At 67.7% G+C, this 26,122-nt stretch carries 21 protein-coding genes and 1 tRNA gene; 10 read left to right on the top strand and 12 right to left on the bottom strand.

Annotated elements, in window-relative coordinates; translation table 11 throughout:
- Positions 1-40 precede the first annotated feature (40 nt).
- On the top strand, positions 41-2,983 hold the full coding sequence (locus OXR00_RS07275) for a TonB-dependent receptor (RefSeq protein ID WP_267387473.1): 2,943 nt from the start codon (positions 41-43) through the stop codon (positions 2,981-2,983).
- 302 nt (positions 2,984-3,285) lie between these two features.
- On the opposite strand, the gene OXR00_RS07280 is transcribed toward OXR00_RS07275, so the two are convergent.
- Positions 3,286-4,626, bottom strand: coding sequence for a capsular biosynthesis protein (locus tag OXR00_RS07280; RefSeq protein ID WP_267387475.1), 1,341 nt, complete (start codon positions 4,624-4,626; stop codon positions 3,286-3,288).
- A 198-nt stretch (positions 4,627-4,824) separates the two neighbouring features.
- Between OXR00_RS07280 and OXR00_RS07285 the strand changes: the two genes are divergently transcribed.
- Positions 4,825-6,279, top strand: coding sequence for an LTA synthase family protein (locus tag OXR00_RS07285; protein WP_267387476.1), 1,455 nt, complete (start codon positions 4,825-4,827; stop codon positions 6,277-6,279).
- On the opposite strand, the gene OXR00_RS07290 is transcribed toward OXR00_RS07285, so the two are convergent.
- Complete coding sequence (locus OXR00_RS07290; RefSeq protein WP_267387478.1) at positions 6,260-7,021, bottom strand: SDR family NAD(P)-dependent oxidoreductase; 762 nt, start codon at positions 7,019-7,021, stop codon at positions 6,260-6,262. The genes OXR00_RS07285 and OXR00_RS07290 overlap by 20 nt on opposite strands.
- A 175-nt stretch (positions 7,022-7,196) precedes the next feature.
- On the opposite strand from OXR00_RS07290, the gene OXR00_RS07295 reads away from it, so the two are divergent.
- Positions 7,197-7,808, top strand: coding sequence for a sterol desaturase family protein (locus OXR00_RS07295; RefSeq protein WP_267387479.1), 612 nt, complete (start codon positions 7,197-7,199; stop codon positions 7,806-7,808).
- On the opposite strand, the gene OXR00_RS07300 is transcribed toward OXR00_RS07295, so the two are convergent.
- From OXR00_RS07300 to OXR00_RS07320, 5 genes are all read right to left on the bottom strand, one after another.
- Complete coding sequence (locus OXR00_RS07300) at positions 7,805-8,998, bottom strand: glycosyltransferase family 1 protein (RefSeq protein ID WP_267387480.1); 1,194 nt, start codon at positions 8,996-8,998, stop codon at positions 7,805-7,807. The two genes, OXR00_RS07295 and OXR00_RS07300, sit on opposite strands and share 4 nt — an antisense overlap.
- The gene (locus OXR00_RS07305) at positions 8,995-10,596 is read right to left on the bottom strand and encodes a beta-3-deoxy-D-manno-oct-2-ulosonic acid transferase (protein WP_267387481.1); all 1,602 of its coding nucleotides are present in this window, start codon (positions 10,594-10,596) and stop codon (positions 8,995-8,997) included. The genes OXR00_RS07300 and OXR00_RS07305 overlap by 4 nt, the downstream gene beginning before the upstream one ends.
- A gap of 83 nt (positions 10,597-10,679) precedes the next feature.
- Positions 10,680-11,288 (bottom strand): histidine phosphatase family protein, encoded by a 609-nt coding sequence (locus tag OXR00_RS07310; RefSeq protein WP_267387482.1) that lies wholly within the window; start codon positions 11,286-11,288, stop codon positions 10,680-10,682.
- Positions 11,288-12,091 (bottom strand): manno-octulosonate cytidylyltransferase, encoded by an 804-nt coding sequence (locus OXR00_RS07315; protein WP_267387909.1) that lies wholly within the window; start codon positions 12,089-12,091, stop codon positions 11,288-11,290. Before OXR00_RS07315 ends, OXR00_RS07310 begins: the two co-directional genes overlap by 1 nt.
- Before the next feature lie 58 nt (positions 12,092-12,149).
- Positions 12,150-13,073 (bottom strand): KpsF/GutQ family sugar-phosphate isomerase, encoded by a 924-nt coding sequence (locus tag OXR00_RS07320; RefSeq protein WP_267387483.1) that lies wholly within the window; start codon positions 13,071-13,073, stop codon positions 12,150-12,152.
- Positions 13,074-13,299: 226 nt separating this feature from the next.
- Between OXR00_RS07320 and kdsA the strand changes: the two genes are divergently transcribed.
- Both kdsA and OXR00_RS07330 read left to right on the top strand, forming a co-directional pair.
- The gene (gene kdsA, locus OXR00_RS07325; RefSeq protein ID WP_267387484.1) at positions 13,300-14,157 is read left to right on the top strand and encodes a 3-deoxy-8-phosphooctulonate synthase; all 858 of its coding nucleotides are present in this window, start codon (positions 13,300-13,302) and stop codon (positions 14,155-14,157) included.
- 38 nt (positions 14,158-14,195) lie between these two features.
- Positions 14,196-14,501 carry a hypothetical protein gene (locus OXR00_RS07330; protein ID WP_267387486.1) on the top strand — a complete coding sequence of 102 codons (306 nt, stop codon included), beginning with the start codon at positions 14,196-14,198 and terminating at the stop codon, positions 14,499-14,501.
- 25 nt (positions 14,502-14,526) lie between these two features.
- Here OXR00_RS07330 and OXR00_RS07335 read toward each other — a convergent pair whose 3' ends face one another.
- On the bottom strand, positions 14,527-15,186 hold the full coding sequence (locus OXR00_RS07335) for a DUF6250 domain-containing protein (RefSeq protein ID WP_267387487.1): 660 nt from the start codon (positions 15,184-15,186) through the stop codon (positions 14,527-14,529).
- 174 nt (positions 15,187-15,360) lie between these two features.
- Here OXR00_RS07335 and OXR00_RS07340 point away from each other — a divergent pair, with 174 nt between their 5' ends.
- A complete protein-coding gene (locus tag OXR00_RS07340) occupies positions 15,361-16,344 on the top strand; it encodes an alpha/beta hydrolase (RefSeq protein ID WP_267387488.1) in 984 nt (327 codons plus the stop codon).
- Between the two features lie 7 nt (positions 16,345-16,351).
- Here OXR00_RS07340 and OXR00_RS07345 read toward each other — a convergent pair whose 3' ends face one another.
- Positions 16,352-16,870, bottom strand: a complete 519-nt coding sequence (locus tag OXR00_RS07345) for a phosphoribosyltransferase family protein (protein WP_267387489.1) — start codon at positions 16,868-16,870, stop codon at positions 16,352-16,354.
- 66 nt (positions 16,871-16,936) lie between these two features.
- On the bottom strand, positions 16,937-17,407 hold the full coding sequence (locus OXR00_RS07350) for an Lrp/AsnC family transcriptional regulator (RefSeq protein ID WP_267387490.1): 471 nt from the start codon (positions 17,405-17,407) through the stop codon (positions 16,937-16,939).
- Positions 17,408-17,505: 98 nt separating this feature from the next.
- On the opposite strand from OXR00_RS07350, the gene putA reads away from it, so the two are divergent.
- Positions 17,506-21,102: a trifunctional transcriptional regulator/proline dehydrogenase/L-glutamate gamma-semialdehyde dehydrogenase gene (gene putA / locus OXR00_RS07355; RefSeq protein ID WP_267387491.1), complete on the top strand. Its 3,597-nt coding sequence runs from the start codon at positions 17,506-17,508 to the stop codon at positions 21,100-21,102.
- A 179-nt stretch (positions 21,103-21,281) separates the two neighbouring features.
- Positions 21,282-22,832 (top strand): MFS transporter, encoded by a 1,551-nt coding sequence (locus OXR00_RS07360; protein ID WP_242147384.1) that lies wholly within the window; start codon positions 21,282-21,284, stop codon positions 22,830-22,832.
- Positions 22,833-22,842: 10 nt separating this feature from the next.
- Here the strand turns inward: OXR00_RS07360 and OXR00_RS07365 are convergent, their stop codons facing one another.
- Positions 22,843-23,331 (bottom strand): helix-turn-helix domain-containing protein, encoded by a 489-nt coding sequence (locus OXR00_RS07365; RefSeq protein WP_267387495.1) that lies wholly within the window; start codon positions 23,329-23,331, stop codon positions 22,843-22,845.
- Between the two features lie 71 nt (positions 23,332-23,402).
- Here OXR00_RS07365 and OXR00_RS07370 point away from each other — a divergent pair, with 71 nt between their 5' ends.
- Both OXR00_RS07370 and OXR00_RS07375 read left to right on the top strand, forming a co-directional pair.
- The gene (locus OXR00_RS07370) at positions 23,403-24,527 is read left to right on the top strand and encodes a branched-chain amino acid aminotransferase (protein ID WP_267387496.1); all 1,125 of its coding nucleotides are present in this window, start codon (positions 23,403-23,405) and stop codon (positions 24,525-24,527) included.
- A gap of 69 nt (positions 24,528-24,596) precedes the next feature.
- Positions 24,597-24,671: transfer RNA gene (locus OXR00_RS07375), tRNA-Gln, on the top strand.
- Positions 24,672-24,699: 28 nt separating this feature from the next.
- On the opposite strand, the gene OXR00_RS07380 is transcribed toward OXR00_RS07375, so the two are convergent.
- Positions 24,700-26,040, bottom strand: a complete 1,341-nt coding sequence (locus OXR00_RS07380) for a cation:proton antiporter (RefSeq protein WP_267387497.1) — start codon at positions 26,038-26,040, stop codon at positions 24,700-24,702.
- Positions 26,041-26,122: the final 82 nt, after the last annotated feature.

Raw genomic sequence — 26,122 nt, forward strand, 5'->3', positions numbered from 1 at the left:
CGTGGTGCTGTTCGTCATACGAACAACAAGGGGACATGGCATGGTGCGCACTCGCGCTTGGGGACATCGCTCGGCAGGACTGGGCGCTTTGGCGATCGCGCTGCTGTCGCCACCGGCACATGCCCAGATCGCCTCCGCGCCACCGCAACCGAGCACCGGCGATGCCGCTGACGTCGTCGTCACCGGCACGCGCATCAAGCGTGCCGACCTTGAGAGTAACAGTCCGCTGACCACGGTGAGCGACGCGGAGATCCGCCTGCAGGGCGCGACCAGCGTCGAAAGCGTGTTGAACCGGCTGCCGCAATTCACCGCCGACGCGAACGAGAACGTCTCGAACGGATCGGACGGCACCTCCAACGTCAACCTGCGGCACCTGGGGTCGAACCGGGTGCTGGTGCTCATCAACGGGCAGCGCATGCTGCCGCAACAGGCGGTCGACACCAACTTCGTGCCGTCCGCGCTGGTCATGAGCATCGACGTCGTCACCGGCGGCGCCTCCGCCGTATACGGATCGGACGCGATGTCTGGCGTGGTCAACTTCGTGCTGCGCGACGATCTCAACGGGCTGCGGCTGGATGCGCAGAGCGGCATCTACCAGCATGAGAACGGCAACACGAGCCTACAGGCGCTGTCCACCGCCAAGGGCTATCCCAATGCGCGCGGCGGGACGGTCGATGGCGGCAAGATCGACGTCAACGGCGCGTTCGGGCACAATTTCGCGGACGGGCGCGGCAACATCACCGTCTACGGCGGCTATCGCCATACCGATCCGGTCACGCAGGATTCGCGCGACGTGTCGGCCTGCGCGCTCGATCCGGTCGACGATGCCGGATCGGGGCTGACCTGCGGCGGGTCCAGCAATAATCCCTGGGGTCTGTTCACGCTGCTGAGCGGGCCGAACAAGGGCAAGACGCTCAACAACACCAAGGACGGCGCACACACCTGGACGCCGTACAACTCGGGCTTCCTCTACAATTACGCGCCGACCAACTACTTCCAGCGCTCGGACGATCGCTACACCGCGGGCAGCTTCGCCAAGTTCAAGCTGAGCGACCTGGTAGAGGTCTATGGCAGCTTCATGTACATGAACGACCATACCAACTCGCAGGCGGCGCCCTCCGCGCTGTTCCAGGGTACGACGTTCGCGATCCCCTGCAACAATCCTTACCTGTCGGCGTCCCAGGCAACGACCTTGTGCGGCGCCGCCGCCGGCACAGCGCAGACGCAGGACACCTTCATCGGCCTGCGCCTGTACACACCGCGCCGCGACGACCTGCGGCATGAGGACTTCCGCTATTCGGCCGGCGTGCGCGGCACCTTTGCGAAAGGGCTGACCTATGACGTCAACTTCCTGCAATCGCAGGTGAACTACGACGAACACTATATGAACAACGTCGACAACGTGAAGGCGCAGCGCGCGCTCAACGTCGTCAACGTCGCCGGCAAGCCGACCTGCCAGTCGGTGATCGACGGCAGCGATCCGAGCTGCCTGCCGATCGACGTGTTCGCCTACAATGCGATCGACCCGAACAACCTCGGCTACATCTTCTCCGACTCGCGCACCGCCAGCCGCAACCGGCAGACGGTGATTTCCGGCACGATCAGCGGGAACCTCGACAGCTACGGCATCCAGAGCCCGTGGGCGGACAAGGGCATCGCCTTCGCGGTGGGCGGCGAGCATCGCCGCGAATCGCTGAAGTTCACCGCCGACGCAGTGGCGCAGCAGAACGGCACGTTCAATTCGGACGGCATCATCAGCGTGAATGAAGGCTATGGCGAGATCGAGATCCCGATCCTGTCCAACCTGCCGCTGTTCAAGGCGCTGACCATCAACGGCGCGACGCGCTATTCGTCCTACCATAACGAACAGGGTTCGACCGGCTTCTCGTCCGATTACAACGTCTGGACGTACAAGGGCGAAATCTCGTGGTCGCCGGTGTCCGATCTGCGCCTGCGCGCGAGCTATAACCGCGCGATCCGCGCGCCCAACATCGGCGAACTGTTCGGCGCGGTGGCGCTCGGCAACGTCACCGCCACCGATCCGTGCGCGGGCGCGAACCCGGTGCTGTCGCTGGCCACGTGCGAGCGTACCGGCGTCACCGCCGCGCAATACGGCACCATCCCGCAATGCCCGGCCGGCACCTGTGTGCAGCAATATGGCGGCAACCGCGACGTGAAGCCCGAGAAGGCCGACACCTATACGATCGGCCTCGTGCTGACCCCGCATGAAGTGCGCAACTTCACGCTGTCGGTCGATTACTTCCACATCAAGATCAACGATTACATCAGCACCATCGACCCGTCGCTGTCGATCAGCCAGTGCACCGCGACCGGCGATCCGTTCTACTGCAACCTGTTCCACCGCGATCCGAAAAGCGGCGTGCTGTTCGGCAACGACGGCTATGTCGTCGGCACCACGCTCAACACCGGCTACCTCAAGACGTCCGGCCTGGACATCACGTCGAGCTATGCGTTCGGTGTGGGCCGCTTCGGTCGGATCAGCCTTGACCTGGTCGGCACCTATCAACTCGACCTCACCACCGAACCGCTGCCCGGGCTCGGCACGTATAATTGCAACGGGCTGTACGGCTATACCTGCGGTGAGCCCGCGCCCAAATGGCGCCACCAGTTGCGCACCACCTGGGATTTCGGCGGCGCGAGCCACCCCGCGCTGTCGCTGGCATGGCGGTATTTCGGCGGCGTGCGGCTCTCCACCACGTCGGACAATGCGTATCTCGCCGATGCCGGATCGCCCAGCATCGTCAACCGCAAGATCGACGCGTATAATTACTTCGATCTCGCCGCGACGATTACCGTCGAGAAGCGGCTGACGCTTCGCGCCGGCGTCAACAATTTGCTCGACAAGGACCCGCCCGCGATCGCGCAGGGCGTGCTGGCGAGCTTCGGCAACGGCAACACCTATCCGGGCGTGTACGATCCGCTCGGCCGCTCGATCTTCGTCGGCGCCACCGTCGCGTTCTGATGCCCCTTACGGCCGGTCGCGCGCCCGCGACCGGCTGACACCGTGCTCAAGATTGACCCGTCGTGGCCGGACCCGTCGCACGCCCCTGCTGCTGGCGTTCGGACTGGCCATTTCACCACATCCGGCAGCGGCGCAGACGGCGGGGCTGAGCGCCGCGCCCAGTCATCCTGTCACCGCGCTGCGCCGGCCCTGCACCGGCTTCGCGTGTCGGCCACTCACGCTTCTCATCCGCAATCAACTCGGCGCAGGCACTTCGGACTGGCCCCTCCCGGCTTCGGCAGCGCGGTACCCAGCCTAGGAGTTCACTCCCCCGCGAGCATGTTCGTCCAGCCGGTCGAGGACTTGACCGCCGGCACGCCGCCCTGCAGCGGGCTGGCCGCCTCCAGCCGGGTGACGACTCCCTCCACCACCTTGTCGAGCGCCTCTTTCGAAAAGAACCCGCCCGCAACGAGACAACGATCGATCAGCACGCGGCGGAAGGCGGCGAAGGTTTCGGCGTCGGGCTTGCCGGGTTTGCGCCAGAAATCGTCGAGCCGCCCCTGGTAGGTGACGTCCGCGATGTCGTACACCGCCTGCCCGAGCGCGATCACCGGCACGTCGAGCGCCAGCGCCAGCGTGCCGCTGGTGCTGTTGATCGTCACCACGCCTTCCGATCGGCGCGCGACCGGCACGATATCGCCCGTCTCGAGATAGTCCACGCGATTGCCGACACCGTGCATACGGGCGAGCGCGGCGGTTTCCTTCCGCCAGTCCCGCACGCCGTTGTCGAGCGGATGCTCCTTCACCACCAGCCGCATCCCCGCCGGCGCATGGCTCGCGAACGAGGCGATCACCATGCGGAGCGCGTCGGCGATACCGGCGAAGGACGAGTGCAGACGGATCTGCGCGTCCGAATCGAGCTGGAGCGGGAACAGCATGTACGGCTCGGCGCTTGCCTCCAGCGCTGCCAGTACCGCCTGCGACCGAACCGCCGCCGCCTGCCGCCGCAGCAACCGGCGCAGCCAACCCATCCCCTCGACGAGCGGATGCCACGGCCGATGCGTCTCCCAATGCGGATAATGCCAGCGGGTCAGCACGTCGGCGGCGTTGTAGGCGAGCCCCTCCAGCGCGCGGCGGCGGAACGACGAGGGTACCGGATGATGCTCGGGCGCCGGCGGCAGCGCGGCGGCCTCGGCACGGTACCAGGCGGGATCGCGCGGCAGCGTCGAATGGCCATTCACGCCGCCCAGCTCCAGCGTCACCCAGTCGGGGCGGATATAGCCTTCCTCGAAGACATGCACCGGCACACGCGCTTCGCGGCACACCGCGATCGCCGCCATGTGCAGCGGGCGGCAATCGCCGAACAGCACCACGTCGGTGATCTGGCGCTCGGCGATGATCCGGGTGAGCGCCGCCGGCCATTCCTCGGGCGTCCCCTGATAATCGATGCCGCCCGGCAACCGCCAGAACAGCCGGTCGCCGCCATTGAAGTTGACCTTGTAAACGCCGTAGCCATCGCGGCGCAGCGCCTCGCCGACGCGCCGGAACAGCGGGCCCATCAGGCCCTGCAGCAGCAGCACGTTGCGGCTCGGCAACGCCTCCGGAAGCCCAGGCGCGGCGACATGTGGCGCTACGGCCACTCCGTCGGCGAACAGCTTGGACATCCGGCATTCCTCTTTCGTCGTCAGCGGCGCCAACATGCACCGTACCCGTGCGGCGCCGCAATAAACATCGCACCGACACTGGCAAGCGCGGCCGGTGCAAGCGGTGACACTCTCACGGCAGCCGGTTATAGAGCGCGCTGTCGCAACGCTATAGTGGGCGCGACACATGGCGTAATCGAGGCGGGCAACGCGATACTTGTGACAACGATCGTGTTTTTCCTGCTGGCGTCGCTTATCGTCACGCTGCTGCTCGATGCGGGGGTACACCCGCGCCGCGGACGATTGCGGCGTCTGTCCGGCGTCGCCGTGCATGTGCTGACGGTGACGGGGGTGTTCGGCCTGTTCCTTGCCGTCGCCGGCAACAGCGTGGTGGCGGCAGTGCTCGCCACCGGAATGGTCGCGGTGCTGGCCGTCGCCTCTAATGCCAAGCACCGGATGCTGGGTGAGCCGCTGGTGTTTTCCGATCTGGCGCTGCTCGCGGCGGTGGTGCGGCACCCGCGCTTCTACTTCACCGCCGTATCGTTGCGGCAACGCTGGCTGGCCGGCGTAGCGACGCTGGCCGCCGCGCTGGTGCTGATTTCGCAAGTATCGTGGAGCGCGCCCGCGCATCTCACCGGCGCTGTCCTGACGGGGGGTGCGGGGATCGGGTTGTTGCTTTGTCTACGGAGCCGGTGGCTCGTCGAAGCAATGCAGACCCCTGCCCTCGAACCGGATCTACGCGATTACGGGTTGATCACGACGTTGCTGACATACTGGCTGCGCTGGCGCGAAACCGCCGATCCGCCCGCCGCCGTTCCGATCCAGGTAAACCGGTCACATCACGCCCCGCCCGAGGTGATCGTCGTCATCCAGTGCGAGTCGTTCGCCGATCCGGTCGCGATCACCGGCGATGCCCGCCATGCGCTGCCCGGCCTCGCCGCGGTGCGCGCGCAGGCCTGGCGCCACGGCGACCTCGCCGTCAGCGGGTTCGGCGCGTACACGATGCGCACCGAATACGGCGTGTTGTTCGGCCGCAGCGAGGCGGCTTTGGGGTTTCGCCGTTACGATCCGTTCCTCAGCGCGCACGGTGAAACCTCACATGCATTGTCCGCGCGATTCGGCGGCGCAGGCTATCGCTGTACGTTTGTGCACCCACACGACATGCGCTTCTACGGCCGCGACCGGCTGATGCCGGCGAGCGGGTTCGACCGGGTGATCGGGCTGGAGGCGTTTGCGTCGACCTCGCCGCAGGGCGGCCGCTATGTCGACGACCGCACCCTCGGCACGATGCTCGGCGATCTCGTCGCGGGCACGGCCGGCCCCACCTTCGTCTATGCGGTGACGATGGAGAATCACGGCCCCTGGCACGGCGAAGACGGCGCAGCCGGCGAACTCGACTCGTATCTGAAGCATGTCCGCAGCAGCGACGCGATGCTGACCGATCTCACCGCGCGACTTGCCGCCGACGGTCGGCCGGCGCTGCTGGTGTTCTACGGCGATCATCGCCCGAGCATCCCCGGCGTCAGCATGCCCGGCGCGGATCGCCACACGCCGTATGTCATGCTCCGCTTCGGGCCGGGCGGCACGCCGATCGGGACGGGCGAGCGCGTCGATGTGACGCCGGCCGACCTGCACCACGCCGTGCTGGCCTGCGTCAGTGCCCCGGCGGCGTAAGCGCTCGCAACAGACGGTCCCGCAGACCGCGCGGCAGCAGCCGGTCGAACCAGCGCAAGCCTGCGAACGGCCACCGCATCACGACATGCGCGCGCCCCTGCGCCGCCGCCGCCGCGATACGCGCGGCCGCCTGCGCAGGCGACAGGCTGAACGGTTTCGGACCCGGCGTGGCATGGGCGGCGGCGGTTTTAATAAACCCGGGCGAGACCAGCGTCACCGATACGCCATGCTCGCGCGCGCCGATCCTTAGCGCATCCGCGAACCGCGCCAGCCCGGCTTTCGAACCGGCATAGCCGCTTGCGAACGGCAACGCGTGGAACGCCGCCGCCGAACCGACCAGCACCACCTGCCCCCGCCCGCGTGTCGCCATCCGCGCCGCGATCGCGGACGCCAGCGCCGCCGGCGCGACGAAATTGACGATGCCCAGCCGCGCGACCTGTCCGGCATCTTCCACACGCGCACCCGGCGCGCGAATGTCGCCAAGCCCGGCGGCGAATATCGCCAGGTCGATCGTGCCGGCGGCATCATCCGCCTCGATCGCGGCGATCGCGGCGGCGACGTCGGTCAGGTCGAGCGAACGGATCGCCACCACCGCGCCCGCCGCCCGGCTGGTGGCGGCAACGGATTCCAACCGGGCACGGTCCCGCCCCCACAGCAGCAATGTCCGTCCCGGCGCCGCATATTCCCGCGCCAGCGCCATCCCAAGCCCGCCCGAAGCCCCGGTGATGAGGATGCGGTTCACGAAGCAGCAACCCCTTGCCGCGTAACGGTCATCGCACTGTGGCTTACATACATCCCATCGTCACCTTTCGGGCTTGCAGCGCGTTTTGCTGCATTGCAGCTTGACAGGCGGTGGCGGGCGGTGGCCATACCGTGCTAATGTATGTGCGTCGATCCGGGAAAAAGCGAAACTGTCGATGATGAAGTCCGGGGCCGACCCGAAACGTGTCAGACTGTTTCGAAACGATCTGCTGGAACAGTTCACGCTGATCTCGCCGATCGCCTTTGCGTTGACTTGGACGGTGTTCCTCGCGGTCGCGCTGTGGGCGAGCTGGGGCGTGACCAACGTGTTCGCGTGGGTCGGGCTGGTGTTCGCCGGCCTGCTGATCTGGTCGCTGTTCGAATATGCGATGCACCGGTTCCTGTTCCACATGAAGCTCGAGTCGCGGTTCGGCCGGGCGCTGATCTTCCTGACGCATGGCAATCATCACACCGTGCCGAACGACCGGATGCGCAACCTGATGCCGCCGGTGGTGAGCGTGACGATCTCGCTCGGCGTATGGGCGCTGCTGTACGCGATGTTCGGACCGGCCGGGTCGGTGGTCTTCCTCGGCTTCGGCATCGGCTATGTCAGCTATGACTGCGTGCATTACGCCTGCCACCAGTTGCCGATGCGCGGCCCGATTTTGCGCCAGTTGCGTCGCCACCACCTGCGCCACCATCACGCGCGCGAGGAGGGCAATTATGCGATCACCGCGATCTTCTGGGATTGGGTGTTCGGCACCGAAGTCCCCGCCAAGCGCCGCTAACCGCGCAACGCCTCGATCGCGTCGCACACGACCGTGATGTGATCCTCCCAGGTCGGCGAACGCCACTGCGCCACGCGGCGTAGCTGCGCCGCCCGCATCGGGCCGCCACCGTGGTGATCGAGGACCGCCGCGCGCCAACCCGGCCCGTCCAGCGGATCGAGGAAGTCGGGCGCATCGCCACCCGCCTCGCGCAGTGCCGGCAAATCGCTGCACAGCACTGGCGTGCCGACCGACAACGCCTCCGCCACCGGCATGCCATACCCTTCCGCGAACGACGGCAGCAGCAGTGCGCGCGCACCGCGCAGGAGAACGGTCAGCGCCCGGTCCGAACAGCCGTTGCGCTCCTCGACATGGCCGACCAGCGCGGGGCAGCGTTCCAGCATGTCGACGACCTGCTCGTTCTCCCACCCGCGCCGCCCGACGATGACGAGCTTCGGCACCGCAACTGCCGGCAACGACTCGGCCATCGCGCGCCACAGGTTGAGCAGCAACAGGTGATTCTTGCGCGGCTCGATCGTGCCGACGCAGAGGAAATACGGATCAACCGGCACCGCGCCCAGTGCGGGACCGGCTGGCAGCGCCTGCGTACCCAGCAGGGCGACGTGGAGATCGACCTTGCGCCCGCTGCGCTCCAGCCATGGTTGGATCGAGGCGGCCGTCGCGGCGGAATTGGCGATCACCCCGTCCGCGCACGCCGCCATCGTCTCGATCCGCCGGCGATGGAGGTCGGCGCCGTTGGGCCGGGCATATTCGGGATAATCGATCGGGATCAGATCGTGGACGAAGCACAGAAACCGCGCCTGCTCCCGCGCGAGGATGCGGCGCACCAGATCGGCCTTGGTAAGGTGATGCGGCGAGGCCTGCACATAGACGCTGCCCAGCACCGGCCGGGGCGCCTCCGGCAGCAGGCCGAGCAATGCCGGCAGCACCTGCGGCAACGAACGCGGGCTGACGTCGCCATCTTCCTCCGCCCAGCGTGCTTCGAGCAGATCGAGAAACCGCACCGCCTTGCCCGCTGGCAGCCGCCCGTAGCGTCCGAACGGATGCACGATGGCGTAGCGCAGCCGGTCGCCGTACCGTTCCTGCAATCCCCGCGCATACGCCATCTCGACCCGGTCCACCCCCGAGGGCGTATGGTGCCGGATGCGCGAGACCAGCCGCGATATGTCGAGGATCACCGCTCCGCTCATGTCCGCCGCTTCATCAGTCGTCCCTGCACCTGCTTCAGCCGCGTTACCCAGCCGAGCCGGTTGTGCGCGGCGCCGTCCTGCATCCGGCGGATCAGGATTTCGGGCGCGCACGGCAACCCGGTAACCGGATCGAGGTAGCGCGGATAGGCAATCAAAACCCCTGCGACCAGCGCGTCCAGCGTCAGCGCCCGCCCGCGCCGATCCGGCACGGCAGCAAGATCGCGGGTCAGCCCCCAGCCGGCGTAGAACGGCACGCCGTGGCAGGTCACGTCGCGCCCGCGCAACAGCGCCTCGAATCCGCTCAACGAGGTGAGCACGTGCACACCATCGACGATATCGAGCAGCGCCGCCATGCCGCCGCCGCGCACCACCCGGTCGGCATGAAGCAGCGCATCGGCGTCCCGCACCGCGCCGACGCGGTGGCCAGCATCGACATCGGGGTGCGGCCGGAACCAGATTTCGGCATCCGGCTCCAGCGCACGCGCGCGACGCACCAGATCGAGATTGCTGGTCAGCCCCGCGCCGCCGAGCCGCACCGACATGTCATCCTCGACCTGCCCCGGCACCAGCACCAGCCGCTTGCCCGGCATGCGTTCCGGGAACACATGCGCGCCGCCGCTGGCGTATTTGCTGATCCCCGCCCGCACGATCGTCTCGCGCAGATGCGCCGCGCGGGCGAGCAGTTCGGGCGAGAAGTCGTCGTGCGCTAGCAGGTGTTCGAGGTCGCTTTCCCGCGCAGGATCGTAATGGATGCCGCGCCGGTCGACCGTCACCGATGATGGCGGCACCAGATTGCTGCCGAGTCCGACCGATCGCACGAATCCGTCCTCGACCCGCACCAGCGGCACGCCCTGCGCCGCCGCCTGCTCCACCATCGCCGCCGATACGCGTGACGGCCACACCGCCACCGCCCCGCCCTGCCGACGCGCATAGCGGAGCGCGCCGGCTTCGGAACGGAAGAAGCGCAGCCGCTGCGTCGGCGTCCACAGGAACCGCGCGATCTCGCGCCGTTTCCACCAGCTAAAGCCGCAACCGGCGACGATCCCGCGGTTCGCCTCGAACAGCCGCCGCCACTGCGCCAGCTTTGCGATCGTCTCGTCGATGCCCGCCGCCGCGCCGGAGTACGGGTCGCGGTACTGCGTGGTCAGCAGGTCAGCGGCGACGCGGCCGCGCTGCGCCGCCGGGTCCGCACCCGGCACCCCGAAGCGCCCGGCGGACAGCAGCCGGACCTCACATCCCGCGATGATCGCCAGCGCCACCCACGGATCGTCCCCGTGCGCGATCAGCGTGAGCCCGGCACGAAGCAGCGACCACGGATCGGTCGCGTCGTCGCGCGGCACCGCAAGCACCGTCGCGGGATCAACCTCGTCGAGCAGCGAGCCAGCCTCCGCCAAGCTGCCGCGCACGATCATGGTGGCGCTGCCGAGCGCGGCGGGCGCCGCCCAGAAGCACCCGCCGACGCGCGCAGTGCGGATTGCGTCGAACACCCGGTCGATCGCGCTTGGCGTCACCCGTTCAGCCGGTGGCGCATCACCGGCGCGCGACACGGTGGCGTCAACGCCGGGAAACGGCGGTGCACGGAGCAACGGTGTGTCCATCGACGGGCTAGAGGGCGGCTGCGCGGATCATCACGCGCGCTGTCGGGGAAGTGCCGCTGCGTTGCAAGCGCGGCGTGACGCCCTCAAGGCCGCTGGTCCCAGCCGAGCAGGCGGAGAGCGCCCGCCTCGCGCACGATCGTGCCGTAAGCGCCGGTGCGCAGCTTCAGCGAAGGCAGCGCCGCCGCCTGCCGCTGCAATCCGGCATCGGACAGCAAAGCAAAGCGCGCCGCGCCGTTGCTGGTGACGATCAGCACCCGGCCCGCGCCCTGCGCCCACAGCGCACGCCAGCCGGCAAGGCGGCGCTCGGCATCGACGATCCAGCCATCCGGCGCACGCGCCGCCGAGTCCCAGGCATCGAGCGCGGCATGGCCGATGCGGGCGAGCACATCTTCCTCACGTTGTCCTTCGTCGGGGCCGTGGTCGATCTCGGTCAGCCAGTCCGCCGTGGACAGATCGGGCGCACCCATGCGATCGGCCAGGATCGCCTCGGCGGTCGCACGCGTGCGCTGAAGTGGTGCGGCGAGCACCCGGTCGAACGTCTCGCCCGCAAACGCCGCGCCAAGCGCCCGCGCCTGCGCCAAACCGTTCGCAACCAGCGGAAGGTCGGTGCGCGCCCCGATCCGGCGCGGCGGCTCGCCCATCTCGAAGGTATCGCCGTGTCGCACGATCGTGACGATCAGCTCGCCCGTCATCACGTCCACGCCAGATGCGGTTCGCCATGCTCGGCGATCAGCGCCTCCGCCATTGCGATATCCTCGGGCGTGTCGATGCCCGACATCGCGTGGCGCGGCGGCGCGACCTCCACGGTCAGGATATCCGCGCCCGATTCGAGGAAGCGGAGCTGCTCCAGCCCCTCCAGCACCTCATACGGCGTCGGCGCGGTCTCCTCAAAGCGGCGCAGCGCGGCGTAGCGATACGCGTACAGCCCGATGTGACGGTACACCGGCGACAGATCGCCCGACGCGCGCAACGCCGCCTCGCCACGGATCGCGGGAATGATGGTTTTCGAGAACCACAAGGCGCGATCGTCGGCACCCCGCGCGCAGGTGGTGCCGCTGAACGGCGACGCCAACTTGTGCCGGCGCAGCGCATCGAGTGCGGCCCAGTCGAGCCGCACCACCGGCGTCGCGACCGCGCAGTCCGCAGCACGCAGCGCGTGGATCAACGCGGCGATCATCGACGGCGCCGCGAACGGCGCGTCGCCTTGCAGGTTGACGATGATCGGCGGCGGCACCGACCGGCCGCGCGCGACCGCCCACGCCCGGCCGGAGCCGGAGCTGATCGCGGTGTCGGTCATCACCACCTCGCAGCCGAGATCCCGCGCGTGATCGGCGATGCGGGGATCATCGGTCGCGACGACCACATCGGCGTTGCCGACGCGGGCGGCGCCTTCGCGCGCGATCGCGACGACCCGCGATAACAGGCTGCGGCCGGCAATCTCAATCAGCGGTTTGCCCGGCAGCCGCGTCGAACCGTAGCGCGCCGGTATGACGATAAGATCCGGTGGCAGGTCCGGAGGCAGATCGGAACGCACGTCGGCGGGCAGTATCGCGTCAGGCAACGCCTGCCCGCAGGATATCGTGGAGGTGGATCGCGCCGACCAGCCGCTCGTTTTCGCAGACGAACAGCACCGAAACCGCGCGTTCGTTAAGGATGCGCAGCGCATCCGAACTCAGCGTCTCCGGCACGATCGAGATCGGCGTCGCGGTCATGTGGTGGCGAATGTCGTCGCCTAGATGCTGGCTGGTGAAGCTGCGGCGAAGATCGCCATCGGTGAACGCGCCGACCAGCCGGTCGTCTTCATCCACCACCGCGGTACAGCCGTAGCGCTTTCGGCTCATCTCGATCGTCGCGTCGACCAGGCTCGCGCCGATCCGCACCACCGGCACATCATCACCACGCGCCATCAACTGGCCGACCGTGGCAAGCTGCGCGCCGAGCCGGCCACCGGGGTGGAAGGTGAGGAAGTCCGACCGGGTAAAGCCGCGCCGCTCGATCAGCGCAACCGCCAGCGCATCGCCCAGCACGACCTGCACCGTGGTCGACGAGGTCGGTGCGAGTTCGTTCGGGCACGCCTCACGCACCTGCGGCAGCGCAAGGCAGATGTCCGCCGCGCGCCCGGCAGTGCTGTCGGGGCACGCGGTGGCGACGATCAGCGTCACGCCGAAGCGGCGACAATACGCGATGATATCGCCCAATTCGGTGGTTTCGCCGGACCAGCTCAGCGCCAGCACAGTGTCGCCATGGCCGATCATGCCAAGATCACCGTGACTCGCGTCACCGGGGTGGAGGAACATGGCGGGCGTGCCGGTCGACGTCATCGTCGCGGCGATCTTGCGCGCAACCAGACCGCTCTTGCCCATGCCGCTGACGATCAAGCGGCCGGTGTGCGAACTGATCTTGCTGACAGAGGCGACGAAACTGTCGCGCAGCGGCGCCATGCGGAGCGCATCCGATAACGCGCGCAGCGCATCCATCTCGATTCGCGTTGTGCGCAGGGCTGATAATAGCCCTGATTCGTCGTACCCACCCGGAGCCGTCGCCTGCATAGTCATACTCAACACTCGCGCATCGGACGGATACCGTCCCCCTAAAGCGCCATCGCATTGACTTCCAGCACTTCTGCGGCGCAGGGAAGCGGCAAGCGACCGCCTGTTCTCCTAGAGAGACGAGCGTATGCAGGGCAAGGAACAAAGGACGATTATGCTTCTGTGTGGCAAGGAGATTGGTCCAGATCGGCGCATCTTCTTCATCGCCGGCCCGTGTGTCATCGAAAGCGAGTCGTTCGCGCTGGCAACGGCGGAACGGCTCCGCGCGATCGGCGAGCGGCTCGGCGTGCTGCTGATCTACAAGAGTTCGTTCGACAAGGCGAACCGCAGTTCCGGCACGTCGTTTCGCGGTCCGGGCATCGACGAAGGCCTTCGCATCCTCGAAAAAGTCCGGGCCGAAACCGGCTTGCCGGTGCTGACCGACGTGCATGACGAGGCGCAGGTGCGTGCCGTCGCGCAGGTGGTCGACGTGTTGCAGACCCCCGCCTTTCTCGCCCGGCAGACCGATTTCATCGCGGCGGTGGCGGCGTGCGGAAAGCCGGTTAACATCAAGAAGGCGCAGTTCCTCGCTCCCGCCGACATGACGCACGTCGTTGCCAAGGCGCGCGCGGCGGCGGAAGCGGCCGGCGTGCCGTCGGACGCGTTCATGGTGTGCGAACGCGGCGCTAGCTTCGGCTACAACAACCTCGTTTCCGACATGCGCAGCCTTGCCATCATGCGCGCAACCGGCTGTCCGGTCGTGTTCGACGCCACCCATTCGGTGCAGTTGCCGGGAGGGCAAGGCACCACCTCGGGCGGCACGCGCGAGCATGTGCCGGTGCTGGCGCGCGCGGCGGTGGCGGCGGGCGTGTCGGGCCTGTTCATGGAGACGCACCCCGATCCGGCGAAAGCGATGTCGGACGGCCCCAATAGCTGGCCGCTCGACCGACTCGAGCCGCTGCTGGAGCGGCTGCTGGCAATCGACACGGTGGTGAAAAGCGCCCCGTTCGAGGAGCAGGATCTGGTCGCCTGATCGCGCAACCCGGCCCGGCACCTGCGCGGTAAGTCGTTATGTTCGCACATGTTCCTGTTGCCATTGGTATCCAGCTGGCGTGCTGGGCGCTGGGCTGGCGGCTTGGTGCTTCGACCCGGGCGTCGCTGTGGCTCGGCTGTTTCGCCGGTGCCGCAGTGTGCATCATGCGCGAGATCACGCAGCGCGAATACCAGTGGATCGAGCAGTTCGGCGGCGGCCACCGCGCCAATATGCCGGGCTATGCCGGGCTGGAAATATGGGACTGGAACGCGCACTCGCTGTCCGAAACCGCCGTGGCGATCGCGGCGTCGGTGGCGCTGGCGGCGGTGGTCACGCGGCGGTAGCGCCCGGCCGACCGGCGCGCGATCATCAGCCTGCGTCCACCCCCTCGCGGATTCGCACATGCCGCACCCGCACATGGCTCCAGGTCGTGCGCAGGCCGAAGTGCCCGCTTGTATAGGGTTGCTCGTCCCGCAGCGTGAACAGCCGCACCCCGTCGCGCTCGACCGCCACGGTATGGCCATCGGCGATCAGCTGGATGTGCGTCCAGACGTTCGGTTTCAGCATGTCGGCGGCTGCGTGGCGGTCGTCCTCGGCCCGTAGCGGCCGGTCACCGGGCCGACCGATATACCGGCGGAAGCGCGTGGTCGTATTGCGGTTGCCGCCGATGCCGACATAATAGGTCTGAAGCGTGTCATAGGCCGCAAACGCGCCGCTGCGCGGATGCGCCAGCACCGACCCGCCACCGACCTCGCGGGCCATCCAGAACGCGTTGAGATCGCTCACCGTATCGTTGGTGCCGCCATGATCCACCATCATCGCATCGAACGCGATCGTGACCGGCGCGTGCAACGGCGTGCGCCACCACAGCGTCAGCCCCTTGGGCGTATCGATGTCGATAGTGCCGTGTCGCTCGGAGACACGGGCCTGCGGCGACTCGGCCTCGATCGACCAGTGTGTCAGCTTCGCAGAAGCGGCGGTGGGAATCACGAACCCAAGGAGCGACAATGCCGCGTAGTATGACCTCATGCGCTGCTCCTGTCGTCGGGGGGCGGCACGCATAACGCAATGTGAAACCATATTCCACGATATGGTTGTTGTTGCGTCCTGTGGGATTGGGCGTAAACCTCTTGCACCGTTCTGGCAGAGGACGGGGCAGCATGGCGACACATAGCGGAGGATGCGTTCGATGGACCTTGAGGCATGACGAGCCGCCGCACTGTGCTGGCCGGCGCACTCGCCGGGATGTTGCCGCTGCCGCTGCACGCACAGGGACCGCTGCGCGCACCCGATACGGCGCTGGCGGTCGAGCGCTTCCCGCTCTGGCCGAAGGCGCCGCCCGGCGGCGACGGTCTCACCGTCGCGGATCAGTTCGTGCAGCGCTCCGCCAGCCGTCCGGACCCGGAGGATATCGCCTGGCCGCATGTCGCCACACCCATGCTGACGGTGGTGAAGCCCGCCCGCCCCAACGGTGCGGCGGTGCTGATCTGTCCCGGCGGCGGGTATGCGCGCGTCGCGGTCGGCCGGCAGGGCAGCGGCATCGCGCGCGATTTCGCCGCGCGCGGCATCACCGCGTTCGAACTGCTGTACCGCCTGCCGCACGATGGCTGGGCGGCCGGCCCCGATGCGCCGCTTCAGGATGCGCAACGGGCGATGCGGGTGATCCGCGCCGGCGCTGGCACGCGCTGGACGATCGATCCCGCGCGTGTCGCCGTCACCGGCTATTCGGCGGGCGGGCATCTCGCCGCGCGGCTGGCGTCTCGGTCGGCACAGGCGGTCTACACTCCGGCCGACGCCACCGACCGGCTGTCGGCACGGCCGATGGTGGCGGGGCTGTTCTTCCCGGTCATCACCATGTTCGACGATGGCGTGCACGCGCAGTCGCGCCGCGAGTTGCTGGGGTCCCACGCCGCCGATGCCGAATGGCAACGCCGCTACGCCGCGCAGCTCGATCTCCCTGCCGACATGCCGCCGACCTATGTCGCCTGCAACGGCGACGATCCGGTCGTGCCGATGCGCAACAGCCTGCTGATGTACGAGACGCTCCACGCCGCCAAGGTGCCGGCCGCGCTCACCGTGTACGAACATGGCGGCCACGGCCCGCCGAGCGCGCACAAGGACGGGACGCCGGTCGACTGGGTGGGTGCGTTCCTCGGCTTCACGCGGGACCACGGCTGGCCGACCTGACAGGTGTTCAGGCCAGCCGTTCGGGCACCGACAACGCCTCCTGCGTGATCGTCGCGGCGGCGCCGACCGCTTCCCACGGGAACACGAACCAGCGTTTGTCGCTGTCCCGGTCGATCGTCTCGGCGCGGTAATCGACCCGCGCTTTTGACCGCACATTGTCCATTACGACGGCGAAGCGCAGATTGCTGCTGTCGCAGCCGGCGTCGGTCAGCGCCTTGCGAATATGATCGATCGTGCCGCCGGTATCGTTGATGTCGTCGACGAACAGCAGCCGCTCGCCGCCCGCGCTCTTGCGGGCGACCTTGCCGAGCAGTTCGTCGGCGAAGTCCGCCACCTTGGAGGAATGATCGATCGAGAGCATCGGCAGGTTGAGCTGGTGCGAGATGAACACCGCCGGCACCAGGCCGCCCCGCCCAATGCCGATCACGAAATCCGGCTGCCAGTCGCCCTGCGCCACGCTCGCCGCCACCGCGCGCACGTCGGCGAGGAACGTGTCGTAGGGGATGTAATAGAGGTCCGGACTCATGATCGTTGGCACATCCGACAGGTTGGCAAGCGCCCCCCGCTATCGCGAACCCGCGCGTACGGCAATCTAGCCACCGCGCTCCTTCACGGTTTCCATCGCGACGAAGGTGGAGGTACTCTCGACATGCGGCAGGCTGGAGATCTTCTCGCCCAGCACGATGCGGTAGCGGCGAATGTCGGCGGTGCGAACCTTGAGCAGATAGTCGAAGCTGCTGGCGATCATATGACATTCCTCCACCTCCGGGATGCGCCGGACAGCGTCGTTGAAGGCGCGCAGTGCCGCCTCGCGCGTGTCGGACAGCTTCACCTCGGCGAACGCGACATGGTCGAGCCCGAGTTTCGCCGGATCGACGATCGCGCGAAACCCGCGGATCACGCCGCTGGCGATCAGCCGACGCAACCGCATCTGCGTCGGCGTCTTGGACAGGCCGACCGCTTCCGCCAGATCGGTCACGGTCATCCGCCCGTCCTTTACCAACGCGGCGACGAGGCGATTGTCGAACTCGTCCAGATCGCCTGCTTTTGCCGCCTTTTCCATGAAGTTTGCCTAGCGCGGGCAACGAAACAAGTCGATCCGGAACACCATAGCCTAGTGAAAAGCCGAAAAGTCTCGGCGCTTTTCGCTAGGTTCGAGGCATGACCAGCCCCGCCCCCTTCACCGCGTTCGCGCCTCCGATCCGCCCCGCCACTGCTTTGCGCGACGCGATCACCGCCGCCTATCGCCGCGACGAGGCCGAGGCGCTCGCCCCGCTGATCGAGGCGGCGACGCTGGACGGTACGATGCGCGCGCACGTCGCCGCCACCGCCCGCGACCTCGTCACCACGCTGCGCGCGCAGAAGCGCGGCGGCGGCGTCGAGGGGCTGGTGCAGGAATATGCGCTGTCCTCTCAGGAGGGCGTCGCGCTGATGTGCCTCGCCGAGGCCTTGCTGCGCATTCCGGACGATGCCACCCGCGACGCGCTGATCCGCGACAAGATCGCCGATGGCGACTGGGGCGCGCATGTCGGCGGCGGCAAATCCTTGTTCGTCAACGCGGCGACCTGGGGTCTGGTCGTCACCGGCAAGCTGGTCGGCAGCGTGGATGAAAGCGGGCTTGGCGCGGCGCTGACCCGGCTGGTGGCGCGCGCAGGCGAACCGGTGATCCGGCGCGGCGTAGATCTCGCGATGCGGATGATGGGTGAGCAGTTCGTCACCGGCGAGACCATCGACGAGGCGCTGCGTCGTGCGCGCACGGCTGAGGCTAAGGGCTTCGGCTACAGCTATGACATGCTCGGCGAAGCGGCCACCACCGCCGCCGATGCCACCCGCTACCTCGCCGATTACGAACGCGCGATCCATGCGATCGGCAAGGCCTCGGCGGGGCGCGGCATCTATGGCGGGCCGGGCATCTCGATCAAACTTTCCGCGCTGCACCCGCGCTATGTCCGCGCGCAGGCCGCGCGGGTGATGACCGAACTGCTGCCGCGCGTGAAGGCGCTGGCGCTGCTGGCGAAGCGCTATGACATCGGCTTCAACATCGATGCGGAGGAGGCCGACCGCCTCGAACTGTCGCTCGATCTGCTCGAAAGCCTTGCGCTGGACCCGGATCTGAGCGGCTGGAACGGGCTTGGCTTCGTCGTGCAGGGCTATGGCAAGCGCTGCCCGTTCGTGATCGACTGGATCGTCGATCTTGCCCGCCGCGCCGATCGCCGCATCATGGTCCGCCTCGTCAAGGGTGCGTATTGGGATGCCGAGATCAAGCGCGCGCAGGTCGACGGCCTCGCCGACTTCCCGGTCTACACGCGCAAGCTTCACACCGACATCGCCTATGTCGCCTGCGCGCGGAAGCTGCTGGCGGCGCGCGACGTCGTATTCCCGCAGTTCGCCACGCACAACGCGCAGACGCTCGCCACCATCTACCACCTTGCCGGCCCGGATTTCGTCACCGGCGACTACGAGTTTCAGTGCCTGCACGGCATGGGCGAACCGCTCTACGAACAGGTGGTCGGCGGCAACCGGCTCAACCGCCCCTGCCGCATCTACGCGCCGGTCGGCACGCACGAGACGCTGCTCGCCTATCTGGTGCGCCGCCTGCTCGAGAACGGCGCGAATTCGTCGTTCGTCAACCGCATCAACGATGCCGCGGTGCCGATCGAGACGATGATCGCCGATCCGGTAGAGATCGTTCGGGCGATGCCGCACCCCGGCGCGCATCACGACCAGATCGCACTGCCGGCCCGACTTTACCCGGATCGGGACAATTCGGCCGGTATCGACCTTGCCGACGAACATGCACTGGCGGCACTCCATGCCGCACTTCGGGAGAGTGCGGCGACCGGTTGGATCGCCACGCCGCCATCCGGCGAGGGTGAAGCGCGCCCGGTGCTCAACCCCGCAGATCACCGCGATGTGGTCGGCACCGTGTTCGAGCCGTCGGTGGCGCACGCGCAAGCCGCCGCCACCCGCGCGGCCGCTTCGACCTGGGCTGCAACGCCCGTCGCCGAGCGCGCCGCGATCCTTGAAGCCGCCGCCGAGGCGATGCAGGCGCGCATGCCCGTCCTGCTCGGCCTGATCGTGCGGGAGGCGGGCAAGTCGATCCCCAACGCCATCGCCGAAGTGCGCGAGGCCATCGACTTCCTGCGCTATTACGCACAGCAGGCGCGCAGCACCTTCACGCTCGAACAGGCGCCACTCGGCCCGGTGGTGTGCATCAGCCCGTGGAATTTCCCGCTGGCGATTTTCACCGGACAGGTCGTCGCCGCGCTCGCCGCCGGCAATCCCGTGCTCGCCAAGCCCGCCGAGGAAACCCCGCTGATCGCCGCCGAAGCGGTGCGCCTGCTTCATGCCGCGGGCTTACCGATGGACGCGCTGCAACTGCTCCCCGGCGATGGTGCGATCGGTGCGGCGCTGGTCGCCGCGCCGCAAACGGCAGGCGTGGTGTTCACCGGCTCAACGGACGTGGCACGATTGATCCAACGCCAGCTTTCCACCCGCCTGTCGCCCACCGGCAACCCGATTCCCCTGATCGCCGAAACCGGCGGGCAGAATGCGATGATCGTCGATTCCTCCGCGCTCGCCGAACAGGTGGTGTCGGACGTGATTGCCTCCGCGTTCGACAGCGCGGGCCAGCGCTGCTCTGCGCTGCGCATCCTGTGCTTGCAGGAGGAGGTGGCGGACCGCACGCTGGCGATGCTGAAGGGTGCGCTCGCCGAACTCAGCCTCGGCCGTACCGACCGGCTTGCGGTCGATATCGGCCCGGTCATCTCCGCCGAGGCACAGGCGGGCATCACCACCCATATCGAAGCGATGCGCGCGCGTGGCCACCGGGTCACGCAAGCCCCGCTTCCCAAGGACGCGGCGCATGGCACCTTCGTGGCACCGGCGATCATCGAGATTGCGTCGATCGGCGATGTCGAACGCGAGGTGTTCGGCCCTGTCCTGCACGTGCTGCGCTACCGCCGCGACGGCTTGGCTGCGCTGGTCGACGCGATCAACGCGACCGGCTACGGCCTGACGTTCGGTCTACACACCCGGCTTGATGCAACGGTGGCCAAGGTGACGGCGCGGGTGCAGGCCGGGAACCTGTACGTGAATCGCAACGTGATCGGCGCGATCGTCGGCGTGCAGCCGTTCGGCGGGCGTGGGCTGTCAGGCACGGGTCCGAAGGCGGGCGGGCCGCTGTACCTCGGTCGACTGACGCAGATCGCACCCGACGTTGCCGAACATACCGGCCGCTTTCCCAAGGCGTTGCGCGACTTCGCCGACTGGCTCGGCAACGCCGACCCGGACGCCGCCGCGCGGGCGCTGCTTTATGGTGCGGCCTCGTCCGTCTGGCTCGAGCACGTGCTGCCCGGGCCCGTCGGCGAACGGAACCTCTACGAACTTCACCCGCGCGGCCGCGTGCTGCTCAAGCCCGCCACGCAAGCCGGACTGATCGAGCAGATGGCGGTGGTGCTGGCGACCGGCAATACCGCCACCGTGGCGGGCATGCCGCTCCCCATCGGCCTGCCCGCCACGGTGGCGGCGGTGTTTTCGGAAGGCAGCGTGCCGCCGTTCGCGGTCGCGCTGGTCGAGGATGACGCCTCCGCAACGCTCGCGGCAGTGGCGGCCATGCCGGGCGCGATCGTCCCGGTATACCGGGCCAATCCGTCACGTCCGCTCGCCTACGATCCGATCTGGCTGGTCGAGGAGGTTTCGACATCGATCAACACGACGGCCGCTGGCGGCAACGCCAGCCTGATGGCGATCGGCTGAAACGGTCGTGACGCCGGCGAACGCGCGAGCGCGTCGGCCGGCGCGCAACCTTTCCGCGCCCTTGCGGTTTCCATTCCCATCGCCCGCGCCCATATACCCCGCTCACCCCGGCACGCCCGCGTGACAGATGGACGGCCTTCTCGCGGGAGAGCGGTCAACTTCGTCCACGGGTAATCGTCATGTCCCTTCTCCACCCCTCCGGCCCGAGTTCGCGGCCACGGCGGCGCGGTGTCGCCTCGGTCAACGCGGAGGTACGCGACGGCATCATCCCGGCGGCGGGATCGCTGACCACCACGCAGGATATCGGCCCGGCGACATCCGGCCCCAATTACCGGATCGTCGCGCTCATCATCGCCAGCGCACTGTTCATGGAGTTCGTCGACGCGACCGTGCTCGCCACCGCGCTGCCGACGATGGCGCGCGATTTCGGCGTCCGCGCGCCGGAAATGAGCATCGCGCTCACCTCCTATCTGCTCGCGCTTGCGATTTTCATCCCGGCGTCGGGCGTGCTGGCGGATCGCTATGGGTCGCGCACCGTGTTCCGCACCGCGATCGTGCTGTTCATGCTCGGCAGCCTCGCCTGCGGGCAATCGCGCACGCTCGAGATGATCGTCGTGTCGCGGTTCCTGCAGGGCATCGGCGGCGCGATGATGATCCCGGTCGGGCGACTGGTGCTGCTGCGTTCGGTCGCCAAGCAGGACATGGTCAACGCGATGTCGTGGCTGCTCGTGCCCGCGCTGATCGGGCCGATCATCGGGCCACCGCTGGGCGGGTTCATCGTCACCTATCTCGACTGGCGCTGGATCTTCTACATCAACCTGCCGATGGGCGTGCTCGGCGTGTGGCTGGTCGGGCGCTTCATCGCCAACATCAAGGAAGACGTGCCGCCCGTGTTCGACGTGCGCGGCTTCGTGTTGAGCGGCCTGTCGCTCGGCTGCCTGCTGTTCGGGTTCGAGATGGTCAGCCGCCCCGGCGAAGGCACGTCGGCGGCGGTGCTGGTCGCGATCGGCGCGGTGGCAGGGTTCTTCTACATCCGCCACGCACGCGGGCGCGAGGGCGCGATCCTGGATCTGTCGCTGATGCGCGATCCCACCTTCCGGCTGTCGGTCATCGCCGGCTCGATCACCCGCATCACGCAGGGCGCGCAACCGTTCCTGCTGCCGTTGATGATGCAGGTCGGCTTCGGCTTCACCGCCGCGCGCAGCGGTACGATCACGGTGGCGACCGCGATCGGGTCGCTGGCGATGAAGGGTCTGGCGCAGCGCGTGTTACGCCGTCTCGGGTTTCGCCGCGCGCTGATCTGGAACGGTGTGCTGGCGACCGGCGGCTATGCGATCTGCGGACTGTTCCGGCCGAGCTGGCCGGTGTGGGCGATGTTCGGCATGCTGGCGATTTCGGGCTTCTTCATGTCGTTCCAGTTCACCGCCTACAACACCATCGCCTATGACGGGGTCGACAAGCGCCACATGAGCAGCGCCACGTCGTTCTACTCGACCTTCCAGCAGTTGATGCTGTCGCTCGGCATCTGCATCGCCGCGATCGCGCTCCATCTGGCGATGCTGGCGAACGGCCACATCACGCCGGCGCTGGGCGATTTTTCAGTCGCGTTCTGGGTGGTGACGGCGATCTCGCTCAGCGCGACGCTGTGGAATGTCCGCTTCGCGCGCGATGCCGGTGCGGAGATCAGCGGCCACCGTGAGCCGGCGACTGCGGAAAAGGTCTCCGCCTGAACCGGCGCGCTCAATCGCCGAGCTGGCCGATCCGCACGCGTTCCTCCGGAGGGATCAGCCCTTCGAGCACCGCCCAGAAGCCGCTCACCGCCGACTGCCCCGCGCTGGCATAGGCAGCGGACAGCCGCTCACGCAGCGCATCGAACAGCTGGTTCTCCAGACCGCGCCCGGCATCGCTCAACCGCAACAATCGCTGCCGCCGATCGCGGTCGCCCGGCCGCATCTCGACCAGGCCGCGTTCGATCAGTTCGTTGAGGACGCGCCCCAGCGACTGTTTGGTGATCGCCAGCAGCCCGAGCAGCTGGCTAACCGTGAGATCGGGCTGACGCGCGATGAAATAGAGCGCACGGTGGTGCGCCCGGCCCAAACCCTGGTCCGCGAGTCCCTGATCGATGCTGCGCGTCAGATGGCTGTTCCCGAAATACAAAAGTTCGAGCCCGCGCCTAAGCTCGGGTTCGCGCAGGAATAGCGGCGACGCGGCGGTGTTCTGCCCTGCCATGTTGACCGGATTTGACCCTAACCCTATCAGGGTTCAACCCAAAATTTGTATCAAGATGTACGAAGGTTGCCATGCCCGATCAGATCGAACTCGCTACGGATCGCGGCGCCAGCGCCCCGTCATTTTCATTCGAACGCCACGCCAGCCCGGTCGAGGCGAACGAGCGCGCGCGCCTGCTGGAGAACCCCGGCTTCGGGCGCGTGTTCACCGATCACATGGCGCTGATCCGCTTCACGGAAGACAAGGGCTGGCATGATGCCAAGATCGTGCCGCGCGCCGCATTCCAGATGGATGGCGCATCGGCCGTACTGCACTATGCGCAGGAAATCTTCGAGGGCATGAAGGCCTACCGCCTCGCCGACGGCAGCACCGCGTTGTTCCGGCCCGAGGCGAACGCCCGCCGCTTCCACGATTCCGCGATCCGCATGGCGATGGAGCCGCTGCCCGAGGATCTGTTTCTCGCCTCGGTACGCGAACTGGTGAAGGTCGAGCAGGACTGGATCCCGGAGGCCGAGGGCGGCGCGCTGTACCTGCGGCCCTTCATGATCGCGAGCGAGGTGTTCCTCGGCGTCAAGCCGTCCTCCGAATATCTCTACGCGGTGATCGCCTCGTCGGTCGGCGCCTATTTCAAGGCCGGCGCTGGCGCGGTATCCTTGTGGGTGTCGCAGGATTACACGCGCGCCGCCCCCGGCGGCACGGGTGCGGCCAAGTGCGGCGGCAACTATGCCTCCAGCCTCGTCGCGCAGGCCGAGGCGATCCGCAAGGGCTGCGACCAGGTGCTGTTCCTCGATGCGGTCGAACGCCGCTGGATCGAGGAACTGGGTGGCATGAACATCTTCTTCGTGTTCGACGACGGCAGCCTCGCCACGCCGCCGCTGACCGGTACCATCCTGCCCGGCATCACCCGCGATTCGATCATCACGATGGCGCGCGACATGGGGCTGACCGTGCGCGAGGAGCCCTATGCGATCGAGGATTGCCGCGCCGATGCGGAGAGCGGCCGCCTGCGCGAGGCGTTCGCCTGCGGCACCGCCGCCGTCGTCGCGCCGATCGGCATGATGAAGATGGCGGACGGCGACTTCACCATCGGCAGCGGCGGCCCCGGCCAGACCACGATGCGCATCCGCGATGCACTCACCGGGTTGCAGCGTGGCAAGGTGGTGGACCAGCACGGCTGGGTCGAGCGGGTCGCCTGATCGAGACGATCCTTTGCAAAAGGGTCTTTCCACCGACGAAGGCTGCGCCTAAAGGCCTGCCTTCGCTGTTGGGGCGTAGCCAAGTGGTAAGGCAGCGGCTTTTGATGCCGCGTACCGCAGGTTCGAATCCTGCCGCCCCAGCCAGTCACTCCGATCGCCGTAGCCGATGCGTTCAGGCGGGACTGGTTGATGCGCGCACGTGGCGGCCATAGACCAGTTCGAACAGTGGCCCCGCCATCATCGTGGTGACGATCGCCATCAGCACCAGCATCGCGAACAAGGTCGGGCCGATAATGCCCTTCTGCAAGCCGATGTTGACGATGATGAGTTCCATCAGCCCGCGCGAGTTCATCAGCGCGCCGATGCCGAGCGCGGTGCGGTTGTCCTCCCCGGCCAATCGCGCCGCAAGGTAACAGGCGCCACCCTTGGCGAGGATCGACGCGGCCAGCACACCCAGCGCGATCAGCAGCAGCGTCGGCGATCCCACCATGTCGAGGCGGGTGTTCAGCCCGGAATAGGCGAAGAACATCGGGAGCAGCAGCACCACCGTGACTGGTTCGAGCTTGCGGCGGATTTCCTCGGCAAACGCGCCGCGCGGAATGGCTACGCCCAGCACGAAGCCGCCGAAGATCGCATGGATGCCGCACGCGTCCATCAGGAACGCGGACAGGCAGAACAGCGCCAGCACGCTGGCCAGTGTGGCATTGCTCATCGCGCCGTCGCGCTCGACGACACGCGCGAGCGGCCGCAGCAGCTTGGGGCCGAGCAGCAACACCGCCACCGCCCATGCGACGCCGCCGCCGATCGCCAGCACCACCACGCCCGGCCCGCCGCCGAACGTCGCGAGCACCAGCGCCAGCACGCACCACGATGCGACATCGTCGAACGCACCCGCCGTCAGCGTCAGCGTGCCGAGCGCGGTATCGGCAAGTCCGCGTTCGTTGATGATCCGCGCCAGCATCGGAAATGCGGTCAGCGCGATGCAGGCGCCGAGGAACAGGGTCGCGTCGGTTCGTGATATCGCGGCGGCGAACAGGCCCGGTATATTCAGCAGAAACGGCGTGAGCAGCACGGCCACCACGAATGGCGCGGCGATCCCCGCCATGGACACGCTCGCGGCACTGCGAACCTTGGACCGGATGTGATCGACACGCAGCGTGGTGCCGACCAGGAACATGTATAGCCCCACCCCCACCTGCGCACCCGCATAGAGCACGTTCCGCGTTTCCTTAGGGAACACCGCGCCGGCGACATCGGGCAGGAGCAGACCGAACAGCGAGGGGCCGAGCACAACGCCGGCGATCATCTCGCCCACCACCTGCGGTTGGCCAAGGAAGCGTTGCGCGAACCAGCCCACCACTTTGCAGGTGAGGAGGATCACCGCGAGTTGCAGGAAGAAGTGTACGGAGAAATCAGCCGGCGCATAGCTGGCGGGCATCGCCGGAGCAGGCGCGCCGTGTGCGGACAGAATGCCGCCAACGGTATGGATGAGACTGTCAGAAACCCGTTGCATCGTCAGCCCCACACCCCCGGCGTCGGCGACCGCTCGTACGGCGACGCTGCGACTGCGTACCCGCGCTATCACGCGCGACCGT

It is taken from the genome of Sphingomonas sp. GC_Shp_3 (genome assembly GCF_026540945.1).
Lineage (GTDB): Bacteria > Pseudomonadota > Alphaproteobacteria > Sphingomonadales > Sphingomonadaceae > Sphingomonas.

What these genes read in the sequence shown, in the direction of transcription:
- OXR00_RS07275 (WP_267387473.1), top strand. Translation starts at nt 41, where the DNA reads ATGGTGCGCACTCGCGCTTGGGGACATCGCTCGGCAGGACTGGGCGCT.
- OXR00_RS07280 (WP_267387475.1), bottom strand. Translation starts at nt 4,626, where the DNA reads ATGTCCAAGCTGTTCGCCGACGGAGTGGCCGTAGCGCCACATGTCGCC.
- OXR00_RS07295 (WP_267387479.1), top strand. Translation starts at nt 7,197, where the DNA reads ATGATGAAGTCCGGGGCCGACCCGAAACGTGTCAGACTGTTTCGAAAC.
- OXR00_RS07300 (WP_267387480.1), bottom strand. Translation starts at nt 8,998, where the DNA reads ATGAGCGGAGCGGTGATCCTCGACATATCGCGGCTGGTCTCGCGCATC.
- OXR00_RS07305 (WP_267387481.1), bottom strand. Translation starts at nt 10,596, where the DNA reads ATGGACACACCGTTGCTCCGTGCACCGCCGTTTCCCGGCGTTGACGCC.
- OXR00_RS07310 (WP_267387482.1), bottom strand. Translation starts at nt 11,288, where the DNA reads ATGACGGGCGAGCTGATCGTCACGATCGTGCGACACGGCGATACCTTC.
- OXR00_RS07320 (WP_267387483.1), bottom strand. Translation starts at nt 13,073, where the DNA reads ATGGATGCGCTGCGCGCGTTATCGGATGCGCTCCGCATGGCGCCGCTG.
- kdsA (WP_267387484.1), top strand. Translation starts at nt 13,300, where the DNA reads ATGCTTCTGTGTGGCAAGGAGATTGGTCCAGATCGGCGCATCTTCTTC.
- OXR00_RS07330 (WP_267387486.1), top strand. Translation starts at nt 14,196, where the DNA reads ATGTTCGCACATGTTCCTGTTGCCATTGGTATCCAGCTGGCGTGCTGG.
- OXR00_RS07335 (WP_267387487.1), bottom strand. Translation starts at nt 15,186, where the DNA reads ATGAGGTCATACTACGCGGCATTGTCGCTCCTTGGGTTCGTGATTCCC.
- OXR00_RS07340 (WP_267387488.1), top strand. Translation starts at nt 15,361, where the DNA reads ATGACGAGCCGCCGCACTGTGCTGGCCGGCGCACTCGCCGGGATGTTG.
- OXR00_RS07345 (WP_267387489.1), bottom strand. Translation starts at nt 16,870, where the DNA reads ATGAGTCCGGACCTCTATTACATCCCCTACGACACGTTCCTCGCCGAC.
- OXR00_RS07350 (WP_267387490.1), bottom strand. Translation starts at nt 17,407, where the DNA reads ATGGAAAAGGCGGCAAAAGCAGGCGATCTGGACGAGTTCGACAATCGC.
- putA (WP_267387491.1), top strand. Translation starts at nt 17,506, where the DNA reads ATGACCAGCCCCGCCCCCTTCACCGCGTTCGCGCCTCCGATCCGCCCC.
- OXR00_RS07360 (WP_242147384.1), top strand. Translation starts at nt 21,282, where the DNA reads ATGTCCCTTCTCCACCCCTCCGGCCCGAGTTCGCGGCCACGGCGGCGC.
- OXR00_RS07365 (WP_267387495.1), bottom strand. Translation starts at nt 23,331, where the DNA reads ATGGCAGGGCAGAACACCGCCGCGTCGCCGCTATTCCTGCGCGAACCC.
- OXR00_RS07370 (WP_267387496.1), top strand. Translation starts at nt 23,403, where the DNA reads ATGCCCGATCAGATCGAACTCGCTACGGATCGCGGCGCCAGCGCCCCG.
- OXR00_RS07380 (WP_267387497.1), bottom strand. Translation starts at nt 26,040, where the DNA reads ATGCAACGGGTTTCTGACAGTCTCATCCATACCGTTGGCGGCATTCTG.